The sequence below is a fragment of the Pseudaeromonas sp. HNCC25DJ180 genome, from assembly GCF_055413345.1.
Genome location: NZ_JBVAYF010000005.1, coordinates 65,680 through 85,142, shown reverse-complemented (window position 1 = coordinate 85,142; position 19,463 = coordinate 65,680). Strand labels below are relative to the sequence as shown.

Here is a 19,463-nt window from a genome sequence, read left to right as displayed (position 1 = left end):
GCTTCCCCGTTTTTTTTTTGGAGTCACCTTGAAATCGTTTGCAGAAAAGCTTTTCAATAGTGATCTACTTCAATTTTTCCCTGATTAAAGCGGGGTATGATCCCTCTCGAAATCTGGTTTCTCTTCACTATTCCCGCTGTGGGAGATAGCTGGTTCCGGATCCAGATATTTCCTTCGTTACTTTTAACGGTCATCATATGATGACCGTTTTTTTTGGATTTTTTATGTCTCAGCTAAGTATTGTTGGTCTGGGCTGGTTAGGTGAGCCTCTGGCTCATGCTCTCACGGCAGAGGGGATGTCGGTGGTGGGGTCGGTAACCTCGGAAGCCAAGGCCTTCCGTTTACGGGCGCAGGGGTTGACGGTGCAATGCTGGCAGTCGGCACTCGAGCAACCCTTGCCCGCCAGTCTGGTGGCTCCTGTCATGATCTTGACGCTACCGCCAGGCCGTTGCCCTGACTACCTTGCTGCACTCACGGCTATTCTTGAGTCAATGAAGCGGCAGGGTGGTCAGAAGGTGTTGTTTATCAGCTCTACCTCCGTATATGGCGTCGACGATCTTGGCATTGAGTCTCGGCATCCCCAGCCTGATGAGGCGCGTGGTGAGTTGTTGTTGGCGGCAGAGCGCCTGCTCATGAAAAGCGGGCTGACGCATACCATAGTACGCGCCGCTGGCTTGTTTGGGCCGGGGCGTTATCCTGGGCGGTTTTTAGCGGGGCGGCAGACGACTCGGGGGGGGGCGCCCGTTAATCTGGTCCATCAGGCCGACATGCTCGGTATCATCCGCGCTATTCTGGCCCAAGAGGCCTGGGGCATGCTATTCAATGCCTGTGCCCCCAGCCATCCCACTCGACGTGCCTTTTATGAGCGGGCTTGCACCCTGGCAGGCTTGCCGCAGCCTGAGTTTGTCGATGATGAGGTTGCAGGCAAGCAAATTGATGGGAGCCTGGTGGAGCGAGTGTTAGGCTATCACTACCAGTATCCTGATCTCTCGGCCGCCTTGGTGAGCCTATTAGCATGAAACAAGCCGTTTGTTATCCCTTGGTCTCCGTTGCGATCGCAGCCCTTTGCCTGAGCGGTTGTTTGGAAATCCCAGGCAGTGAGGTAATCAACTCCAATCAGGGCGAGCATTTGGTGGAACGTTGCCAGCGCATTCCTCTGAGTAAGGGCTTTAGTGGCGGAGTGCCTGCAGAGTTTGAGCTGCTGGTCTGGAATATTCATAAACAACAACATGTGAGTTGGCAGCCTGAATTGACACGTCTGGCTGCCAACAGCGATCTTCTGCTCTTGCAGGAGGCGGTGAATACCGATGAGCTGGTTCGTTGGTTTGCTGCTCAGGGTTGGCAATGGCAGCAGAGTGTTGCCTTTCGCTATGAGGGGCATACTGCAGGGGTGCTCACCGCGGCCAAAACCAGTGATGTATATGCCTGTGCGATCCGCGTTCCTGAACCCGCTATTCGCATCCCAAAATCGAGTCTGGTGACGCTCTTCCCTCGGCAGGGCAGCAGTTATCCGCTATTGGTCATCAACATCCACGCCATTAATTTCGAGCTGGGCATAGCCGCCTATAAACAGCAGGTTAACTCTCTACTGGCCATGAGCCGTCACTATCCAGGGCCGGTTATCGTGGCTGGCGATTTCAATACCTGGAGTGAAAAACGTCAGTTGTTGGTGACGACGCTACTACACCAATATAAGTTTAATGAGGTGAGTTTTTCCCCGGATGTGCGGACCAGAGTCTTTTCCCAGCAACTGGATCATCTCTTTTATCGTGGCCTATCCGTGGCACAGAGCGAGGCGATCCCCTCTTCTGGCTCGGATCATGTTCCGTTGCGGATTCGGTTTACGCCATGAGTTTGCTGCTGAAATAAAAAACCCCGCAGCTGCGGGGTTTTTTTGTCCGTGACAAGATCAGACATCGGGCCTGTCGACTCGCACCATCAGGGTTTGTCCTGGTTTGAGTTGATGACGATTTTCCAGTCGATTCCAACGCAGTAACTCGCTGACCGAGATCTGGAACTTTTCGGCGATGGAGCTGAGTGAATCACCGCGTCGCACCTGATAGTTGATGGTCTTGTTCTTAGCCGAGCTGGCGGGCAATTTGAGCTCTTGCCCGACGCGCAGGCGATTGTGCTCAAGCTGGTTGTAGCTTAGTAATTGGGTCTTGGTGATACCGTGTGCCTTGCTGATACTCCAGAGGCTGTCGCCAGGCTTGACCTTGTAGTTCGCCAGCTTGACTTGGTGACTGCTCACCCCTTTGGTGCGCCGATTCTGGGCTATGCTGAGGCTGGCCGTGTCGGTTGCGCCAGGAATATCCAAGGCTTGTCCCGGTTTTAGTCTGCGGCTTGACGGCAGCTCGGCGATGGCCAATTCCAACTCTTGGGCACCACGCTTGGGTACCAGCAGCAGATGGGAGCCATTTGCCGAGGTAGTGCCGCGTAAATAACCCGGATTGAGTTGCTTCAACTCGGCAAGGGTAATACCGCCCAGATCGGCAACCACGGCCAGATCAACCTGTCCACCCGCATCAATTTGCTGTAGATGGGACTTGTTCGGATGAGAGGGGAGGTTAACGCCATACTCATCGGCATGCTTGATAATATCGGCCAGGGCCAACAAGCGGGGAACGTACTCAGTGGTCTGTTTGGGAAGATCCAGACTCCAGAACTCTCCTGAGCCGCCACGTCGTTTACTCTGCTCAACGGCACGCTGTATCCGACCTTCGCCGGCATTGTAGGCGGCGATGGCGTTTGGCCAGCTGCCATCAAAGGTGTCATGCAGGATCTGCAGGTAATCCAAGGCGGCACGGGTCGAGGCTAGCACATCGCGACGGCCGTCATACCAGTAGTCCTGTTTCAATCCGAAACGTTGTCCGGTACCGGACATGAATTGCCATAAACCGACAGCATTACCATGGGAGCGGGCATTAGGGTTATACGCACTCTCGACAACGGGTAGTAAAACCAGCTCCATTGGCATCTGACGCTTCTCTATCTCTTCGATGACGAGGTAGAGATAAGGGGTGGCCCTTTGAGTAACAGTGTTGAGGTATTTAGGGTGTTTCAGGTACCAGTTGCGGTAGGTGGCTATCTCTGAGCGATCTGGAATATCCATGGCCATTTCGTTGCTGGCATATCGCCAGACCGAAATTCGTGCCTTTTCGTTTTCCGATCGATCGAGCGCGGAGCGTGCATCCGGTGCTGTCTGCTGAGCAATTTGCTCTGGCTCATTAGCACCATTACGGGTCTGTAAAGCCTGGCAGCCCGTGAGCAACAAGGTGGCTATAACAGCCATTCGTAGCTTCATGTTCATCCAGTTCTCTTCCAAGGTCAGTGGCGATGGTAAGGGTGATCGACAACTAGATCAACCAAAGCAAGTTTTATGCTCAATTTATGAACTGCGGTGGTCAAACATTATTCTTTTTTTCACGCAAAGAGGCAAAGACCTGGATCTCATTTTTACACATTGCCATTGCGATTCGTTCGGCACTCGACTTTATCCCGGGCAGGTGAGTGCGCAGAAACACATTGGTAGCTAGTTCCTCAGATAGTGTGCAGGGCAGCGTCGGTAATCCTTGCTGGCGAAGCCTGGCGACCATTTGTATCCGACGTAGCAGGTGGGGATTATCAGGCTCTATCAGCAGACCAAAGGCCAGATTATTGGCCGTATACTCATGAGCACAGTAGATGAGGGTTTCCGGGGGCAGCTGTTTGATCCGTTGCAGGGAGTCAAACATCTGTTCCGCTGTACCCCCCAGCAGACGACCACAGCCCCCGGCAAAGAGCACATCGCCACAAAAGAGGGCACCCTGCCCATAAAAGGCGATATGTTCTTGGGTATGCCCTGGCAGATGCAGTATGTCAAAAGTCAGATCCATGGCGGGCAATGGCAGCTGTGCCCCATCATGCAGCGGCGTAAGGTTAGTAATCATACTGGCTAGCATGGCTGGGCCGTAGCAGCTAGCCTCAGGATAGTGTGCTAATAATGCAGGGACGCCATCCACATGGTCATGATGGTGGTGGGTCAGTAAAATGGCGTGGAGTTTCAGGTCCAGCGCTCGCAGCCTCTCGAGCACCGGCTCGGCGCTGCCCGGATCGATCACCACGGCCTGATCCGCTTTTTTTATCAACCAGATGTAGTTATCCTGCCCAGCTGGCAGGGTGATGATTTGTAACATGTCTGCTTTCTCCTTCGACACCGTTGGCTATACATACGGGTAATTCAGGGGGGCTGCAATGTTTTTACGGAGGGAGTAGATGAAGCCAGCGCTCACTCGCAGAGAGATAGTTGCGCCGCTCTCCTGGTATGAATTACCTATGGGGGAGTGGTTGGCGGCCGAAATCCAGGAACGACTGGATGCCTGGTGTCCTCTGCTGTTTGGCTACCATCTGCTCAAGGTCGGGGCTCTGAGCAGTCATCTCTCCTGTAACAGTTCGGCCATTCGTCATCAGTGTGCCTTGGCGCCAGAGGGGGAGCGGGTAGGGCTGCGAGCCGACGTGGGGGCGCTGCCTGTGCGTGATGGGGTGATTGATGCCTGTCTGCTGGCTCATACCCTGGATTATGTTACCGATCCGCACCTGGTGTTACGAGAAGTCGAGCGGGTGTTGACCACTGATGGCTGGCTATTTTTGAGCGGATTCAACCCGCATAGCTTGGTGGGTATTGGCCGTCTGTTTCCGCGTTTGCGGCAATATCAGCCTTGGCATGCGCGGATGTTTTCACCTGAGCGGGTCACTGATTGGTTAGAGGTGCTTGGGTTTGAAGTGATCCATCTGGAATCATTTGCCTTCAGTACCCTCTCTCAGCAGAGTCATATTCACTGGTGGCGAGAGAATCTGGGGCGAGGTTATTTCAGCTATTTTGCCTCGGTCTATGTGCTGGCTGCACGCAAGCGCACCATTCCGCTGACGCTGGAGCCTCAAGAACAGTGGTTTAGCAAGCCGATCCTGGCCAACGGCATGGCCAGGATCTGAATGGCTTAGGGTTGGTAGCCGCTGTCTTCCAATAGTTCATGCCCCATGGCCGCATCGCGCGCCAAAATATCACACCGCTCGTTTTCATCATGTCCTGAGTGCCCCTTCACCCAGTGCCAGCTGACCTGATGTCTATGGACTTCTTTGTCCAGCAACTGCCAGAGATCGATGTTCTTGACGGGCTCCTTATTGGCGGTCATCCAACCGCGCCGCTTCCAGTTCTGGATCCACTGGGTAATGCCCTGTTTTACATATTGGCTATCTGTGGTTAAGGCAATCTGACAAGATTCTTGTAGCGATTGTAGTCCGGCAATGGCCGCCATCAGCTCCATGCGGTTATTGGTGGTGAGGCGGTAACCCTGAGATAGCTCCTTGCGATGCTGTTTGTAGATGAGAACGGCGCCATAGCCGCCAGGACCAGGATTGCCTAGACATGAACCATCGGTGAAGAGTGAAACCTGCTTTAACATGCTTGAAATAGGGTAAAATGAGATTTTCCGCAGTGTGACATAAAAGGCCTATGAACCCAACGCAATCCACACGCCAAGTGATTCTGGATACCGAAACCACAGGGATGAATTTAAGTGGTGGTCCACACTATATGGGCCACAGGATCATTGAAATAGGCTGTGTTGAGGTGATCAATCGTCGCCTGACGGGAAATCACTTTCATGCCTATATCAAGCCGGATCGACGGGTTGATGAAGAGGCGATCCGGGTGCATGGAATCACAGATGCTTTTTTGGCGGATAAACCTAGTTTTGCTGCCATAGTGGATGAGTTCCTCCGGTTTATCGATGGTGCCGAGCTGGTGATCCATAACGCCCCCTTCGACGTTGGCTTTATGGACTATGAGTTTGAGAAGCTTGGCATCTCGACCCGGACCAAACAGATCTGCGGCGTGACCGACACCCTGGTGATGGCGCGTCGACTGTTTCCCGGTAAACGTAATAGCCTGGATGCACTCTGTAGCCGTTACGACATAGATAACAGCCATCGCACCCTGCACGGCGCTTTGCTGGATGCCGAGATCTTGGCGGATGTCTACCTCTTGATGACGGGGGGGCAGACTCGTCTGGATTTGAGCGCTCAGGAGGAGCGGCATGCTCAGAGTGAACAGCGTGGCGAGCCCCAGCTTCTGGAGCGCGGCGCCTTTCAGCTGCGGGTGATAGGGGCCAGTGCCGACGAATTGGCAGCCCATGAAAAACGCTTGGATTTGGTGGCGAAAAAGGGGGGGCGTTGCCTGTGGCGGGAAGAGCCAACGGGCTGATGGCCGACATAAGCGGGAGCTAACAAAGAGCAGGCGGCCTGCTCTTTTTTTTGATGTCGGGAATCGCCTAGTCGCCCTGAAACTCATCCTTGTAGGTATCCCGGATGGCGAGAAATCCATCCAGATTGCTGAGCATCAGATCCACCAGGGCTGGGTCAAAATGGCGGGCACGCTCTTCTTGGATAAGCCCTAGTATCTTGTCCAGGGGCCAGGCGCGCTTGTAGCAACGGTCGGAACCCAGCGCGTCGAATACATCAACCAGAGCTGTGATGCGTCCTTCCAAAGGAATTTGCTCGGCTTTGAGCCCTTGCGGGTAGCCACTGCCATCCCATTTTTCATGGTGATTGAGGGCGATCTGCGAGGCGACCTGGAACAGCTCGATGTTGGAGCCACTCAGCATGTCGTAGCCTATCTGGGCGTGAGTCTTCATGATCTCCCACTCTTGTGCATCCAGCTTGCCTGGCTTATGCAGGACGGCGTCGGGTATGCCGATCTTGCCAATATCATGCAGTGGCGAGGCGCGCTTCATCAATTCTGCCCGCTCTTCGGAGAGCCCCAGCAGGCGAGTGAACAGCTCGCAGTAGAGAGCCACCCGCTTGACATGCAGGCCTGACTCTTTGGAGCGGGTCTCGACGATTTCGCCAATCCGATAGATGATTTCTCGTTGATTGTCCGCCAACAACTCATTGAGACGAATGTTCTCCAACGCCACCACGATATTTTCAGTAAAGAGGTTGAGCAGGTAGGTATCCACCTGGCTCAGTGGTCGGGTGCCCTCGATGTGAAACAGCAGGCTGTGGCGTGGATTCTTGCAGAAGATGACCAGCTCGTTATCCCGGTAGACATTACTCCGATTGCGGATCGCCTCGGCTATGATGTCAGATTTGGTCAGGTTGGCATGGCGTTCATTCACCTCCAGCAGCGGATCCAGGTCACTCTCACGCAACTCATAGGCATTCTGCTTAAGGCTATAGAGGCTGGTCTCTTCCAGGGCCAACAGGGCACTCAGCTGCTCTAGCGTTCCCTCGACAAACTGCTTGAGAGCCTGCTTCTCAAAGATCCCTTTGGAGGCGGCGATGACCTTCTCCAGCCCCTTGCGGTTGTGCTCGAGGGTGCAGATGTCACGGTAGGAGCGCAAGCTGGCCCGGATCAGCGTGCGTAACTTTTGGGAGGTAAGTTCGGTTTTGTCCTTGTAGTCGTTGATATCGAAGTTAGCGACGACATCATCTTCTGGCGCTTGGCCTGGCTGCCCGGTGCGCAGCACTATCCGTACACCCTGGTTGTGGAGTTCATTACGGACATAACGCACCACTTCCAGCCCGGCGTTGTCGGTCTCCATCACCACATCCAGCAGCATGAGTGCGACGTCGCTCTCTTGCGCCATTAATGCCTTGGCTTCATCGCCTGAGTAGGCATGCAGGAATTCGATGGGTTTGTTATCAAACTGGAACTGACTGAGCGTCATCTTGGTAATACGGTGAACTTCAGGCTCGTCGTCGACGATCAGAACTTTCCACCCTTGCTTGATGTGACGAGTTTCAGTGACATTATCGTCAATGATCAGGATCTCATCATCCAATTGCATAGTTATCATCCTGGTGGCTGTGCCTGAAGTCCGGCTCTTTAATCATATAAAAAGATCTCAAGAATGAAAGGCATACTCACGCTATTTCCCCTGTTCTGTGTCTTCACGCAGTAATTTGCTCTGTGACGTGGTGACACTGACGTACAGAGTAGCTTGTGTCACAATGACTATTCGTGATCGGGTGTTGATAAGAGGGAGAGGGAATGTACCAAACAGTGATCGAGCAGGAATTGCATGAAGCGGCGCAGGTGCTGACTAACTTTATTGGTCAGGCTGAGAATTTGCAGAAAATCTCTGCCGCTGCCGTCATGATAGCCGATTCGTTCAAGCAACAGGGCAAGGTTCTCTCTTGTGGTAACGGGGGATCCCATTGTGATGCCATGCATTTTGCCGAGGAGCTAACGGGTCGTTATCGGGAGAACCGACCAGGCTATGCGGGAATTGCCATCTCCGATCCTAGCCATCTCTCCTGTGTTTCCAATGATTTTGGCTATGAGTATGTGTTCTCCCGCTATGTGGAAGCGGTAGGACGTGAGGGGGATGTGCTCCTGGGGATCTCCACCAGTGGTAACTCGGCTAATATCCTGCGTGCCATCGAGGCGGCCAAGGCCAAGGGCATGAAGAGCATTGCCTTGACGGGTAAGGATGGTGGCAAGATGGCCGGGCTTGCGGATATCGAGATCCGGGTGCCGCATTTTGGTTTTGCCGACCGGATCCAGGAGGTGCATATCAAAATTATCCACATCCTGATCCAGTTGATAGAAAAAGAGATGGTCAAGGCTAGTTGAGGATCGACGCATGTGTGAATTGCTTGGGATGAGCGCCAATGTGCCGACCGATATCTGCTTCAGCTTTACGGGCCTGATGCAGCGCGGCGGTAAGACCGGCCCCCATAGGGATGGCTGGGGCATCACCTTCTATGAGGGCAAGGGGTGCCGAACCTTCAAGGATCCGATGCCCAGCAGCCAGTCGCGGATCGCCCAGTTGGTTCAGGAGTATCCCATCAAGAGCTGTGCCGTGGTTAGCCATATACGGCAGGCGAACCGGGGAGGCATAGCACTGGAAAACACGCACCCTTTTACGCGTGAGCTGTGGGGGCGTTACTGGACCTTTGCCCACAATGGCCAGCTCAGTGGCTACGAGAGCCTGGCGACTGGCCGGTTTCAGCCCGTGGGCACCACCGACAGCGAGCTGGCGTTTTGCTGGTTGCTAAACGAGATGGAGCAGGCATTTGCTACCCCGCCCGAGGAGGTTACGACTTTGTTCACCCTGATCGCCGAGCGCAGTACACAACTGGCGGCATTAGGCGTGTTCAACATGTTGCTCACGGATGGTGAGTTTGTGATGTGCTACTGCACCACTAATTTGCACTGGCTGACCCGGCGGGCTCCTTTCGGTCAGGCGCGTCTGCTGGATGAGGATGTCTCCATCGATTTTCAGCGGGAGACCACGCCGAATGATGTGGTGACTGTCATCGCTACCCTGCCTCTGACTCACGATGAGCGTTGGCAGAAGATGGCCCAAGGGGAGTTCAATCTCTTTCACTATGGTGAGCGGGTGTGGCATGGTTCTGCGGCTTAGGCCACAAATGAGTGCGGCTCGGCTGACTCGCGTTACGCCTAGCTACTGCCAGCGTGCATAAAAAAACAGGAGGACGCTGGGTCCTCCTGTGTCTATTGCGTCACTCCGTCATCTCATGCCTGTTGGCTTGGCTCGTCATCTTCATCGTTGGCGTAACCTTGCGCCGGTAAAGCTTGACCATCCAGCCAGGCTTGACCTGCCTGCATCTGCAGGCGTCCCTGACAGAACCAGTTCACCACCAGCGGATAGATCTGGTGCTCCTGGGTCAGCACTCGGGCAGCCAGCTCATCCGGGGTATCGTCGGTAAAGATCGGTACCTTGGCTTGCAGCACAACCGGGCCACCATCCAGCTCTTCGGTAACAAAGTGCACACTGGCGCCATGCACTTGGTCGCCAGCGGCGATGGCGCGGGCATGGGTGTGGATACCCTGATACTTGGGCAACAGCGCCGGGTGAATGTTGAGCATCCGCCCTTGGTAGTGTTGCACAAAGCTGGGGGTCAGAATGCGCATGAAGCCAGCCATGACGATGAGCTCGGCCTGCCAGGACTCCAGCGCCTGCAGCAGAGCCGCATCATACTCTTCGCGATTGGCATAGGCCTTGTTGTCGAGAACCTGGGTGGCAATGCCTGCTTCCTGGGCGCGTACCAGACCATAGGCGTCGGCGCGATTACTCAGCACGCCGACCAGTTGGCCTTGTACCCGTCCGGCCTCACAGGCGTTAATCAATGCCTGCAAGTTACTGCCATTACCCGAGATCAGTACAACAATACGCATCAGCAGATCTCTACCTGCTCTTCATCGGTGCTGGCTGCGGCTATGTGGCCGATATGCCAGGCTTGCTCCCCTTCGGCTTGCAACAGAGCCAGTGCTTGAGCCACTTGCTCGGCAGGCAGGGCGATGATCATGCCCACCCCACAGTTGAAGGTGCGGTACATCTCGTAGGTGTCCACATTACCGTTGGCTTGCAGCCAAGAGAATACGGCAGGCCACTGCCAGCTCTGGCCATCGATCACCGCTTTGGTATTTTCCGGCAGTACACGGGGGATATTTTCCCAGAAACCGCCGCCTGTGATGTGGGAGAGGGCATGGATATCGCACGCCTTGATGAGCTTGAGTACCGGCTTCACGTAGATGCGGGTTGGTTCCAGCAGGGCGTCAGCCAGGCTCTTGTCACCGACGGTTTGTTGCAGATCGGCCTTGGAGACTTCCAATATCTTGCGGATCAGCGAGAAACCGTTGGAGTGCGGGCCGGAGGAGGCCAGGGCGATCAGGGCATCACCGGCCTTGACCTTGGTGCCATCAATGATTTCAGAGGCTTCCACTACGCCGACACAGAAGCCGGCGATATCATAATCTTCGCCTTCATACATGCCGGGCATCTCGGCAGTCTCACCGCCGATCAGGGAGCAACCTGACATCTCGCAACCGACACCGATGCCGGTCACCACGGCGGCGGCCGTGTCCACATCCAGCTTGCCAGTGGCATAGTAGTCGAGGAAAAACAGCGGTTCAGCACCTTGTACGATGAGATCGTTGGCACACATGGCCACCAGATCGATACCGACTGTGTCATGCTTTTTCAGGTCGATGGCCAGACGCAGCTTGGTGCCAACACCATCGGTGCCAGAAACCAGAACTGGCTCGCGGTAGCCAGCCGGAATGCGGCACAGGGCGCCGAAGCCACCGAGGCCACCGATGACTTCAGGACGGCGAGTGCGCTTGGATACGCCTTTGATACGTTCAACCAGGGCATTACCCGCATCGATATCAACGCCAGCGTCCTTGTAGCTCAGTGAGGTCTTGTCAGTCACAGGAGATCCTTGTCGTATAAGGGGGTGGAAAAAACGCGCATATTCTAGCAACCAAAGGCCTCAGGTTAAAACGAAATCGTTGGTTGGTCGTTCGATTAAACTACTCCACTCCCTGTTCTGTGAATGATAAAATTCTGTGATTAAGCATGGCGCCTAAGGAGCGAATGATGAAAGTGGTTGAGGTCAAACACCCGTTGGTAAAACACAAGCTGGGATTGATGCGCGAAGCAGATATCAGTACCAAGCGTTTTCGTGAGTTGGCCAAGGAGGTGGGAAGTCTGTTGACCTATGAGGCGACGGCTGATTTCGAGACCGAAAAAGTGACCATAGAGGGGTGGAATGGCCCGGTCGCCGTGGATCAGATCAAGGGTAAAAAAGTGACTGTGGTGCCTATCCTGCGTGCTGGACTTGGCATGATGGACGGGGTCCTGGAGCACATGCCCAGCGCCCGAGTCAGTGTGGTGGGCATCTATCGGGATGAAGAGACCCTCAAGCCGGTTCCCTACTTTGAGAAGATCGTCAGCAATATCGAAGAGCGTCTGGCCCTGGTGGTGGATCCCATGTTGGCCACGGGCGGCTCCATGATCGCGACCATAGACCTGTTGAAGAAGAAGGGCTGCAAGTCGATCAAGGTGATAGTGCTGGTGGCGGCGCCAGAAGGCCTTGCAGCGCTGCAGGCGGCGCACGATGATGTGGAGCTCTATTGCGCCGCCATAGATGAACGACTCAATAGTAAGGGCTATATAGTCCCGGGCTTGGGTGATGCTGGCGATAAGATTTTTGGTACTAAATAACGCGTTATGACACCGCAATAAAAAACCGGCAATTAGCCGGTTTTTTATTGGCTCGGCCCATGGCCGCAGCAGGCTTGCTGCCTTGGGCCTACGACCGCTATCATCGAGGCAATTATCTGGGGAGCTTAGCCATGTTACGGATCCTGTGGGGGTGTTGTTGTCTGGGGGGGATGCTGCTGATGGCCTCCTCTGCTGTGGCCGCAGCGCAGCGTGATGAATCGCTCTATCAGGCCAGTGTGTCTATGCCTAGCGAGCAACTGGCTGCGGAGCGCGAGGCTCTGTTGCTGGTGCTCAACCGCCTGACAGGGCAGCAGATCGATACGACCCGTCCTGAGGTGGCGCAGGCTCTGCTGCAAGTCGGTGCCTTGGTGCAGAGTGCGAACCCGAGACCAAACCAGGTGTTGGATGTCCAATTTCAGGCGCCGGCTATTGATACTCTCATTCAGCGTTCGGGGGCCCCGCTATGGCTGACGCCACGGCCGCCCCTGTTACTGTGGATCGTCAGCCATAATGCTGAGCAGCCCATCATACCGGGTGACGCTTCCACCTCCTGGCCAGAGCAGTTTCGCCGGCAGGGCGTGGTGGTGGGGTTTCCGGCTAACTTTCCCCTGCTCGATCTGGACGATGTGGCACTGGTGACCCCCGATGCCATTCAGCAAGGGCTGATGCCATCACTACTGCAGGCCAGTCAACGCTATGCCCCAGGTCTGTTGCTGCTGGGCGAGTTAGACCAGCAGGGGCAAGCATGGGCATTGCACTGGTCACTGCGTGATGCGTCAGGGGCCGGTAAGGAGCTTATCTCGGGTCAGGCCAAGGGCAACGAGGCCGAGGTGGCGGCTCAAGCCTTGAGTGCGGTGAGCAGTTATCTGGCGGAGCGTTATGGGAAGCGTCAGTTGGCGGTGACCACCAATACCGTGCCTGTGGCTGCCAGCTCAGCTCAGGAGACGGGCGGCGGCGAAGTCCGCCTGGTTGTCGAGAAGATAGGCACCCTGGATGATCTGCTGTTGCTGCAGAACCAGTTACGCCAGAATCACTCTATTCGGGCATTTCATGTGGAGAGTATGGCCAGCGATCGCGTCACCCTGGTGCTGAGTCTGGCCGTATCGGCCGAGGTGGTGTTGCAGACCCTGGCGTTGGATAAGCAACTGCAACCGATAGGAACCGAGCCTTTTCACTATCAATGGCAGCAGCCATAACGGGAGTGGTATGTCACACCAATCCATGAATCAACCGATCCAACTCTCATTGGCCGTGCAACTGCCGGATGATGAGACCTTTGCCAGTTTTTATCCCGGTGATAATGCCCAGCTCATCACCAGCCTGAAAAATGCGACCATAGGACAGGGGGCTCCCCTGCTGTTTTTCTGGGGCAGTCAGGGTTCAGGGCGCTCGCATCTACTGCATGCCACCTGTGCCGAGGTGAATGCCAGTGGTGATGCGGCCGCGTATATTCCGCTGGAGCAGCATGCGGGGTTTGATCCTGGCGTGCTGGAGCAGATGGAGCAGTTGCCTCTGGTTTGTCTGGATAATTTAGATTCGATCGCGGGTAATGCGGAGTGGGAGGAGTCGTTATTCGATTTCTTCAATCGCTGGAAGGAACACAATCAGGGCTCGCTTATTGTCTCGGCGGCCACGGCGCCCCGCAAGATAGGGCTCTGCTTGCCCGATCTGGCCTCACGACTGGATTGGGGGTTGGCTTATCAGCTCCATGAGCTGGATGATGAGGGTAAGCTCAGCGCCCTGCAACTGCGGGCTGAATTGCGCGGTTTCAAGTTGCCGGTGGATGTGGGGCGTTTCTTGCTCAACCGACTATCGCGGGATATGCGCACCCTGCTGGCCACCTTGAACGAGTTGGACAATGCCTCTTTGGATGCCAAGCGTAAGCTCACCATTCCCTTTGTCAAAGAGGCACTACGTCTGTAGTGCCTCGAGAGCTCGGGGTTAGAGCAGTTCCAGCACTCGCTCTGGCGGTCGACCTATCCGGGCTTGAGCCCCCTTGACCACTATGGGTCGCTCCAGCAGGGCGGGGTGGGTTGCCAGTGCAGCATAGAGGCTCGCCTCATCGAGCTCGGGGGCATCGAGTCCCAGCTCCTGATAGAGGCTCTCCTTGCTCCGCATCAACTGGCGCACTGAGTCAAACCCCAGGGCGTTCACCAGTTGTTGGAGCTTGGCCACATCCGGTGGCGTCTCCAGATAGCGGATCACCTCGGGGGTACAACCGCGGGCCTCAAGTAGCGCCAGGGTCTCGCGGCTCTTAGAGCAGCGCGGATTATGGTAGATCACCAGTGGCATCATACAGACCCTCTCTTTCACCATCACTCGTTACTGCTTCAAGCTCTCATCCTGGCGTTTAGCCTCTTCCAGCTGTACCAGGCGGGCATCGATGCGGGCGATGACCAACTTGTCACTGGTCGCGGCGCGAGCCAGATTTAGCTCATCCATGGCGCGGAGGAAGTCGCCCTTAAGGGCTCGGCTCTCGCCATAGGCCAGATGCAGATTGGTTTGATCCCCCGTCTGTTGATAGACATCGGTCAGCATTTGCCAACCCAGATCGCTGTCTGGGTGATTACGCACAAACAGATCCAACATCTTGGCTGCTTTTTGTGCCTCTCCTGTCTGTTGATAGGCCGCTGCCAGATTGAATACCACCACGCCATTGTCAGGCAGCGTCTTATAGCGGCTCTCTAGACGTTTGATGGCCTGCTGCGAACGATTGGCGGCCAGATCAATATCACTCAAGGTATCGAGAATAAACAGGTCATCAGGATAGCGGCGGCTTAACTCCTGGATCAGGGGTTCGGCCTCTGTATTGCGTTTGAGGGCCAGCAGAGCCAGGGCTTTACCGTATGACAGGCTGTCGCGTAACGCTGGTTGACGGGTCAGTTGGCGCTGAAAATAGTCCAGCATGCCTTCCGGGGTTTCGCTGCTATAGCGCACCTGGATCCGGGCCTTGGCAAATTGGAAGTCAAGATCACTGGCCGGTGCCCGCTGAGGATAGTTGGCCGCCCGGCTGCGAGCCTCGGCGATCCGGGTCTCGGGCAGGGGGTGGGTGAGCAGCATCTCAGGTGGCTTGCTGGCATAGCGATAGGTCGCGGCCAGTTTCTGGAAGAAGTTAGCCATGCCCATGGGCTCGAATCCCGAATCATAGAGCACCTTCATGCCGATGCGGTCAGCTTCATACTCGTTGTCCCGGGTGTAGTTGATGGCCGATTGTACCTGCAACCCCATGGTGGTTTGCAAGGCGGCGATCCCGGCGGTGGGATTGAGGATGGCCAGGGCCACTGAGCCAACTAGGCCAGCTATGGTGACCGGGGTCTGGCGGGTCTGTGCCTCCATATAGCGGGCGATATGGCGTTGGGTTACATGGCTGATTTCGTGAGCGAGGACCGAGGCCAGCTCGCTCTCGTCATCGGCACTCAGAAATAGCCCGGTATGCACCTTGACCTTGCCCCCGAGGAACGCCGCCGCGTTGATGGTGTCATCCTTGACCAGGAAGAAGGTAAAGGGGAAACGCACATCGGTGGCATGGGAGAGTAAGCGCTGACCCAGGTCGGTGAGGTACTCGCTCAATACCGGGTCATCGACTATGGGCAAGCTGGCTCTGGCCAGCCGGATAAAGGAGTTACCGTAGGCCATCTCCTTGTCGATGGAGAGGGCTGAGACGCCTGCCGTGCCGATATCCGGCAATTGATTCTCTCCCAGCGCATGGACTTGACTGCTGAGGAGGGCGAGGGTGATAGCATAGGCAGCTGGATTGAAAAAATGCTTGAAAGACACGAGGATACCTCCCAGTAAGAGCTTGGGCAGCATACTCCCCCCTCGGATCCTGGACAAGCCTGAAAAAGAGGGCGTGCTGCCTGCAAACGAGCGATCCTCTGGGGAGGCTATGCCTCATGCTGGCGCGTTATGGGGTAAACTCAAGACTATTCACCATGGGGGCTATGGTTAGTGGCACGCCCATGGTTTTACCACTTGCAGTGAGAGGCTTCGCACTATGTTCAATGTTCTGGTCAGTTGGTATCGGCGGCGTTTTTCGGATCCTGCTGCAGTGACGCTATTTTTGATGCTGCTAGCCGGCTTTCTGACTCTCTATTTCTTTAGTGATCTGATCGGCCCCATCCTGGTGGCGTTGGTGCTGGCCTATTTGCTGGAGTGGCCCACCCAACATTTGATGCGGATTGGTTGTTCCCGAACCGTGGCCGCAACTCTCGTATTGCTGCTGTTTATTGGTGTCATGCTGCTCCTGCTGACCGGGCTATTGCCGAGCATAGTCCGGCAGGGGCTCAACTTGGCTAAAGAAGCCCCCATTATGCTGAGTAACGTGAAGGAGTACCTGCAACGGTTGCCCCAGGCCTACCCGGATCTGGCTGATGTCACCTTGGTTGAGACCCTGTTGAACTCACTGCAAGGGCGGCTGGTCGGGGTGGGGGAGAGTCTGGTTACGGCCTCGCTCTCCTCGCTCATCAACATAGTGGTGCTGATGATTTATTTTGTCTTGGTGCCCATCATGGTGTTTTTCATGTTGAAAGATAAGGGGGTGCTATTGGCTGGGGTACGCCGCTTCCTGCCTTCCAACCGGGCTCTTGCCAATCAGGTCTGGTTGGAGATGAATATCCAGATCATGAACTATATCCGTGGCAAGGTACTGCATATCCTGCTAATCAGCCTGGTCAATTATCTGGTGTTTTATGTGATGGGCATCAACTATGCCTTGTTGCTGGGGGTGGGGGTGGGGCTCTCTGTGCTGATCCCCTATGTGGGGGCTGTGATGATCACGGTTCCCGTGGTGGTGGTGGCGCTGTTCCAATGGGGGCTATCCCCTGATCTGGCCTATCTGCTGCTGGCTTATGGCATAGTTCAGGCGTTGGATGCCAACTTGGTGGTGCCTCTGCTCTTCTCTGAGGCAATGAATCTGCACCCTATTGCCATCATCATAGCCGTGCTTATCTTCGGTGGGCTGTGGGGGTTTTGGGGCGTCTTCTTTGCCATACCGCTTGCCACGCTGGTGAAGGCGGTACTGCATGCCTGGCCTGGGCAAACCAGCAAGAAGGAGAGCGTACCGGCCTGACTTTGCTTCAAATAGCAGAAGACCAGCACAAGGCTGGTCTTCGATTACTCAGAGTGTTAACACCTATTAGTGCAGGATCCGAGCCCGAATGGTGCCATTGATCTGCTTGAGGCGAGCCAGTGCTTCCTCACTGCGTTCGGTTTCTACATCGATGACCACATAGCCAATATCGGAGGTGGTCTGCAGGTATTGACCGGCGATGTTGATCCCCTCTTCGGCGAAGGCCTGGTTGATTTGATTCAATACGCCAGGCTGGTTGTGGTGAATATGTAGCAAGCGGCTAGAGCCACGATGCTCAGGCAAGGAGACCTCAGGGAAGTTCACCGCCGTCAAAGTGGAGCCGTTGTCGGAGTATTTAACCAGTTTACTGGAGACTTCCAAGCCGATATTTTCCTGGGCTTCCTGAGTCGAACCACCTATGTGGGGAGTCAGCAGCACATTATCGAAGGCTTGCAGCGGGGAGACGAACGCCTCGCCGTTGGCGGTAGGCTCAACTGGGAATACGTCGACGGCAGCGCCAGCCAGATGGCCGCTCTGCAGCGCCGCGGTCAGGGCTGGAATGTCCACCACTGTGCCGCGGGCGGCGTTGATCAGAATGGCACCTGGCTTCATCTGCGCCAGTTCTGCGGCACCAATCATATCTTTGGTCGAGGCGGTTTCGGGAACGTGCAGGGTCACTACATCGGCCATGCCGAGCAGGGTTTCAAGGCTGGCGACCTGGGTGGCGTTACCCAAAGAGAGCTTGTTCTCGATATCGTAGTAGTAGACTTTCATACCGATACTTTCGGCTATGATGGAGAGCTGGGTACCGATGTGGCCATAGCCTATGATGCCCAGCTTCTTACCACGAGCCTCAACGGAATTGTTGGCGCTCTTGTCCCATTCGCCACGGTGAGCCTTGGCATTCTTGGCCGGGATACCACGTAGCAACAGCAAAATTTCGCCCAGCACTAGCTCAGCCACACTGCGAGTGTTGGAGAAGGGCGCATTGAATACCGGGATGCCTCGGGCTTCAGCAGCCTTCAAGTTGACTTGGTTGGTACCAATGCAGAAGCAACCGATGGCGACCAGCTTTTGGGCGGCATTCAGCACTTTCTCGGTCAGATTGGAGCGGGAGCGGATACCGACAAAGTGTACATCGCGGATTTTTTCAATTAACGCATCTTCTTCCAATGACCCCTTCAGATATTCGATATTGCTGTAGCCAGCGGCCTTGAAGGTGTCAACCGTGTTTGGGTGTACACCTTCGAGCAACAGGATCTTAATCTTCTCTTTTTCCAGTGAATAACGGCTCATTTAGGTCCCTCTGGTGTGGCGTTACGGGGTGGGGAAACGGCTAGCGTCGCAGGAGGCCGTGCCCAAGATGGTGAGGTGTGTAAACTAGCAAAAAAGCGGTACGCTGGGCAACCGCGATTCTTTGGGTTGGCGAGAAAAACCAAGGGCACCAGGCCCTTGGCCATGCAGGTTCGTCAACTCTGGAGTTGAGGCGGCTCACTTTAACTGTTGGTGTGCATACCGGGGATCTGATGCCAGTAACCGTTGCACTCTTGGGCGGTGAGGGGCAAGGGCGGTGCAATGCCGCTGAGTTGCTGGGCAAAGCGCTCGACCGACTGCAGTGTGTCATGGTCTTGCGGGCTGAGACGCACTATATCGACCAGCCCCTGCATGCTGGGGAGATCCCGCCCCAGGTTATAGCAATGGCCGGATTGTGTCTGGATGCCATTGAGTACGAAGAGTGCTTCTCCCTCCTGGCTATTGACCAGACGCCCTTGCGGATCGGCACGACAGGCCAGTTCACAACTATCTTTGGGGCGATTTTCGGCGCGGGCGGTGAAGCAGCGGGCGGAATAGGCCAGCGGCAGATGGCCGTAGGCGAATACCTCTACCTGGAATTGCTCGCGGATGTTTCGCTCTTGGCACTCCTGTAACAGTTGTTGCAGCCAGTCGCGCGACAGCTCAACGGGCATCACCCAGCGCTGCATCCCCTTGCTCAGCAGCATCTGGATCACATCGGCGTTATAGCAGTTGATGGCGGGGCCACAGACAAAAGGCAGCTTGGCTTCGTGGGCCAATTGCACTGTCCCCAGATCATTGGCTTCGATCAGCAGCTCGCCATTTTCCACCCACTTTTTCATCTCGGCGAGCTCGGAGGGGGCCTGGATCAGAGCCAGGGTGGAGATCACGACCTGTTTGCCACTCTCCCGTAATGGGTGCGCCAACCGCAACCAGTCCGCCAGTTTCAACTCCCGTCGCTTGCTGCAGACGGTTTCCCCCAGATAGACAATATCGACCGGGCTGTTACTCGCGGCTTGATAGAAGTGTTCGACTTCCGCCTGTGGCCAGAAGTAAAGCAGGGGCCCCAAGGATAGTTTCATGCTCAT

20 protein-coding genes are annotated in these 19,463 nt (G+C 55.5%); 10 read left to right on the top strand and 10 right to left on the bottom strand.

Going from position 1 to position 19,463, the window contains the following annotated elements:
• Positions 1 to 224: 224 nt before the first annotated feature.
• Both ACZYTD_RS05950 and ACZYTD_RS05945 read left to right on the top strand, forming a co-directional pair.
• Positions 225 to 1,019, top strand: a complete 795-nt coding sequence (locus ACZYTD_RS05950; RefSeq protein WP_463890253.1) for an NAD-dependent epimerase/dehydratase family protein — start codon at positions 225 to 227, stop codon at positions 1,017 to 1,019.
• A complete protein-coding gene (locus ACZYTD_RS05945; protein ID WP_463890252.1) occupies positions 1,016 to 1,852 on the top strand; it encodes an endonuclease/exonuclease/phosphatase family protein in 837 nt (278 codons plus the stop codon). The genes ACZYTD_RS05950 and ACZYTD_RS05945 overlap by 4 nt, the downstream gene beginning before the upstream one ends.
• Before the next feature lie 57 nt (positions 1,853 to 1,909).
• Here the strand turns inward: ACZYTD_RS05945 and ACZYTD_RS05940 are convergent, their stop codons facing one another.
• Positions 1,910 to 3,112: a LysM peptidoglycan-binding domain-containing protein gene (locus ACZYTD_RS05940; protein WP_463890251.1), complete on the bottom strand. Its 1,203-nt coding sequence runs from the start codon at positions 3,110 to 3,112 to the stop codon at positions 1,910 to 1,912.
• Between the two features lie 292 nt (positions 3,113 to 3,404).
• Positions 3,405 to 4,175, bottom strand: a complete 771-nt coding sequence (gene gloB, locus ACZYTD_RS05935) for a hydroxyacylglutathione hydrolase (RefSeq protein ID WP_463890250.1) — start codon at positions 4,173 to 4,175, stop codon at positions 3,405 to 3,407.
• A gap of 79 nt (positions 4,176 to 4,254) precedes the next feature.
• Here gloB and ACZYTD_RS05930 point away from each other — a divergent pair, with 79 nt between their 5' ends.
• On the top strand, positions 4,255 to 4,971 hold the full coding sequence (locus ACZYTD_RS05930; protein ID WP_463890249.1) for a class I SAM-dependent methyltransferase: 717 nt from the start codon (positions 4,255 to 4,257) through the stop codon (positions 4,969 to 4,971).
• Positions 4,972 to 4,976: 5 nt separating this feature from the next.
• Here ACZYTD_RS05930 and rnhA read toward each other — a convergent pair whose 3' ends face one another.
• Positions 4,977 to 5,441 carry a ribonuclease HI gene (gene rnhA / locus ACZYTD_RS05925; protein ID WP_463890248.1) on the bottom strand — a complete coding sequence of 155 codons (465 nt, stop codon included), beginning with the start codon at positions 5,439 to 5,441 and terminating at the stop codon, positions 4,977 to 4,979.
• Between the two features lie 50 nt (positions 5,442 to 5,491).
• Here rnhA and dnaQ point away from each other — a divergent pair, with 50 nt between their 5' ends.
• Positions 5,492 to 6,241: a DNA polymerase III subunit epsilon gene (gene dnaQ, locus ACZYTD_RS05920; RefSeq protein ID WP_463890247.1), complete on the top strand. Its 750-nt coding sequence runs from the start codon at positions 5,492 to 5,494 to the stop codon at positions 6,239 to 6,241.
• A gap of 67 nt (positions 6,242 to 6,308) precedes the next feature.
• Here the strand turns inward: dnaQ and ACZYTD_RS05915 are convergent, their stop codons facing one another.
• Positions 6,309 to 7,820, bottom strand: a complete 1,512-nt coding sequence (locus tag ACZYTD_RS05915) for a DUF3369 domain-containing protein (RefSeq protein ID WP_463890545.1) — start codon at positions 7,818 to 7,820, stop codon at positions 6,309 to 6,311.
• A 209-nt stretch (positions 7,821 to 8,029) separates the two neighbouring features.
• Between ACZYTD_RS05915 and lpcA the strand changes: the two genes are divergently transcribed.
• Entirely contained in the window at positions 8,030 to 8,614 is a 585-nt protein-coding gene (lpcA, locus tag ACZYTD_RS05910) for a D-sedoheptulose 7-phosphate isomerase (RefSeq protein ID WP_463890245.1), read from the top strand.
• 10 nt (positions 8,615 to 8,624) lie between these two features.
• On the top strand, positions 8,625 to 9,407 hold the full coding sequence (locus tag ACZYTD_RS05905) for a class II glutamine amidotransferase (protein WP_463890244.1): 783 nt from the start codon (positions 8,625 to 8,627) through the stop codon (positions 9,405 to 9,407).
• Positions 9,408 to 9,520: 113 nt separating this feature from the next.
• On the opposite strand, the gene purN is transcribed toward ACZYTD_RS05905, so the two are convergent.
• Together purN and purM are read right to left on the bottom strand one after the other, a co-directional pair.
• Complete coding sequence (purN, locus tag ACZYTD_RS05900) at positions 9,521 to 10,186, bottom strand: phosphoribosylglycinamide formyltransferase (RefSeq protein ID WP_463890543.1); 666 nt, start codon at positions 10,184 to 10,186, stop codon at positions 9,521 to 9,523.
• The gene (gene purM / locus ACZYTD_RS05895) at positions 10,183 to 11,220 is read right to left on the bottom strand and encodes a phosphoribosylformylglycinamidine cyclo-ligase (RefSeq protein ID WP_463890242.1); all 1,038 of its coding nucleotides are present in this window, start codon (positions 11,218 to 11,220) and stop codon (positions 10,183 to 10,185) included. Before purM ends, purN begins: the two co-directional genes overlap by 4 nt.
• A gap of 167 nt (positions 11,221 to 11,387) precedes the next feature.
• Between purM and upp the strand changes: the two genes are divergently transcribed.
• The 3 genes from upp (at position 11,388) to hda (ending at position 13,937) form a co-directional block, all read left to right on the top strand.
• Positions 11,388 to 12,014: a uracil phosphoribosyltransferase gene (gene upp, locus ACZYTD_RS05890; protein WP_463890541.1), complete on the top strand. Its 627-nt coding sequence runs from the start codon at positions 11,388 to 11,390 to the stop codon at positions 12,012 to 12,014.
• 131 nt (positions 12,015 to 12,145) lie between these two features.
• Complete coding sequence (locus ACZYTD_RS05885) at positions 12,146 to 13,210, top strand: DUF2066 domain-containing protein (RefSeq protein ID WP_463890241.1); 1,065 nt, start codon at positions 12,146 to 12,148, stop codon at positions 13,208 to 13,210.
• A 25-nt stretch (positions 13,211 to 13,235) separates the two neighbouring features.
• Positions 13,236 to 13,937 carry a DnaA inactivator Hda gene (gene hda / locus ACZYTD_RS05880; RefSeq protein ID WP_463890539.1) on the top strand — a complete coding sequence of 234 codons (702 nt, stop codon included), beginning with the start codon at positions 13,236 to 13,238 and terminating at the stop codon, positions 13,935 to 13,937.
• Between the two features lie 18 nt (positions 13,938 to 13,955).
• Here the strand turns inward: hda and arsC are convergent, their stop codons facing one another.
• On the bottom strand, positions 13,956 to 14,306 hold the full coding sequence (gene arsC / locus ACZYTD_RS05875; RefSeq protein ID WP_463890537.1) for an arsenate reductase (glutaredoxin): 351 nt from the start codon (positions 14,304 to 14,306) through the stop codon (positions 13,956 to 13,958).
• A gap of 30 nt (positions 14,307 to 14,336) precedes the next feature.
• The gene (gene bepA / locus ACZYTD_RS05870; RefSeq protein WP_463890240.1) at positions 14,337 to 15,791 is read right to left on the bottom strand and encodes a beta-barrel assembly-enhancing protease; all 1,455 of its coding nucleotides are present in this window, start codon (positions 15,789 to 15,791) and stop codon (positions 14,337 to 14,339) included.
• Positions 15,792 to 16,008: 217 nt separating this feature from the next.
• Between bepA and ACZYTD_RS05865 the strand changes: the two genes are divergently transcribed.
• Positions 16,009 to 17,082: an AI-2E family transporter gene (locus tag ACZYTD_RS05865; RefSeq protein WP_463890239.1), complete on the top strand. Its 1,074-nt coding sequence runs from the start codon at positions 16,009 to 16,011 to the stop codon at positions 17,080 to 17,082.
• A 66-nt stretch (positions 17,083 to 17,148) separates the two neighbouring features.
• Here the strand turns inward: ACZYTD_RS05865 and serA are convergent, their stop codons facing one another.
• A complete protein-coding gene (gene serA / locus ACZYTD_RS05860; protein WP_463890237.1) occupies positions 17,149 to 18,378 on the bottom strand; it encodes a phosphoglycerate dehydrogenase in 1,230 nt (409 codons plus the stop codon).
• Between the two features lie 200 nt (positions 18,379 to 18,578).
• Positions 18,579 to 19,457, bottom strand: a complete 879-nt coding sequence (locus ACZYTD_RS05855; RefSeq protein WP_463890236.1) for a U32 family peptidase — start codon at positions 19,455 to 19,457, stop codon at positions 18,579 to 18,581.
• Between the last annotated feature and the right edge of the window lie 6 nt (positions 19,458 to 19,463).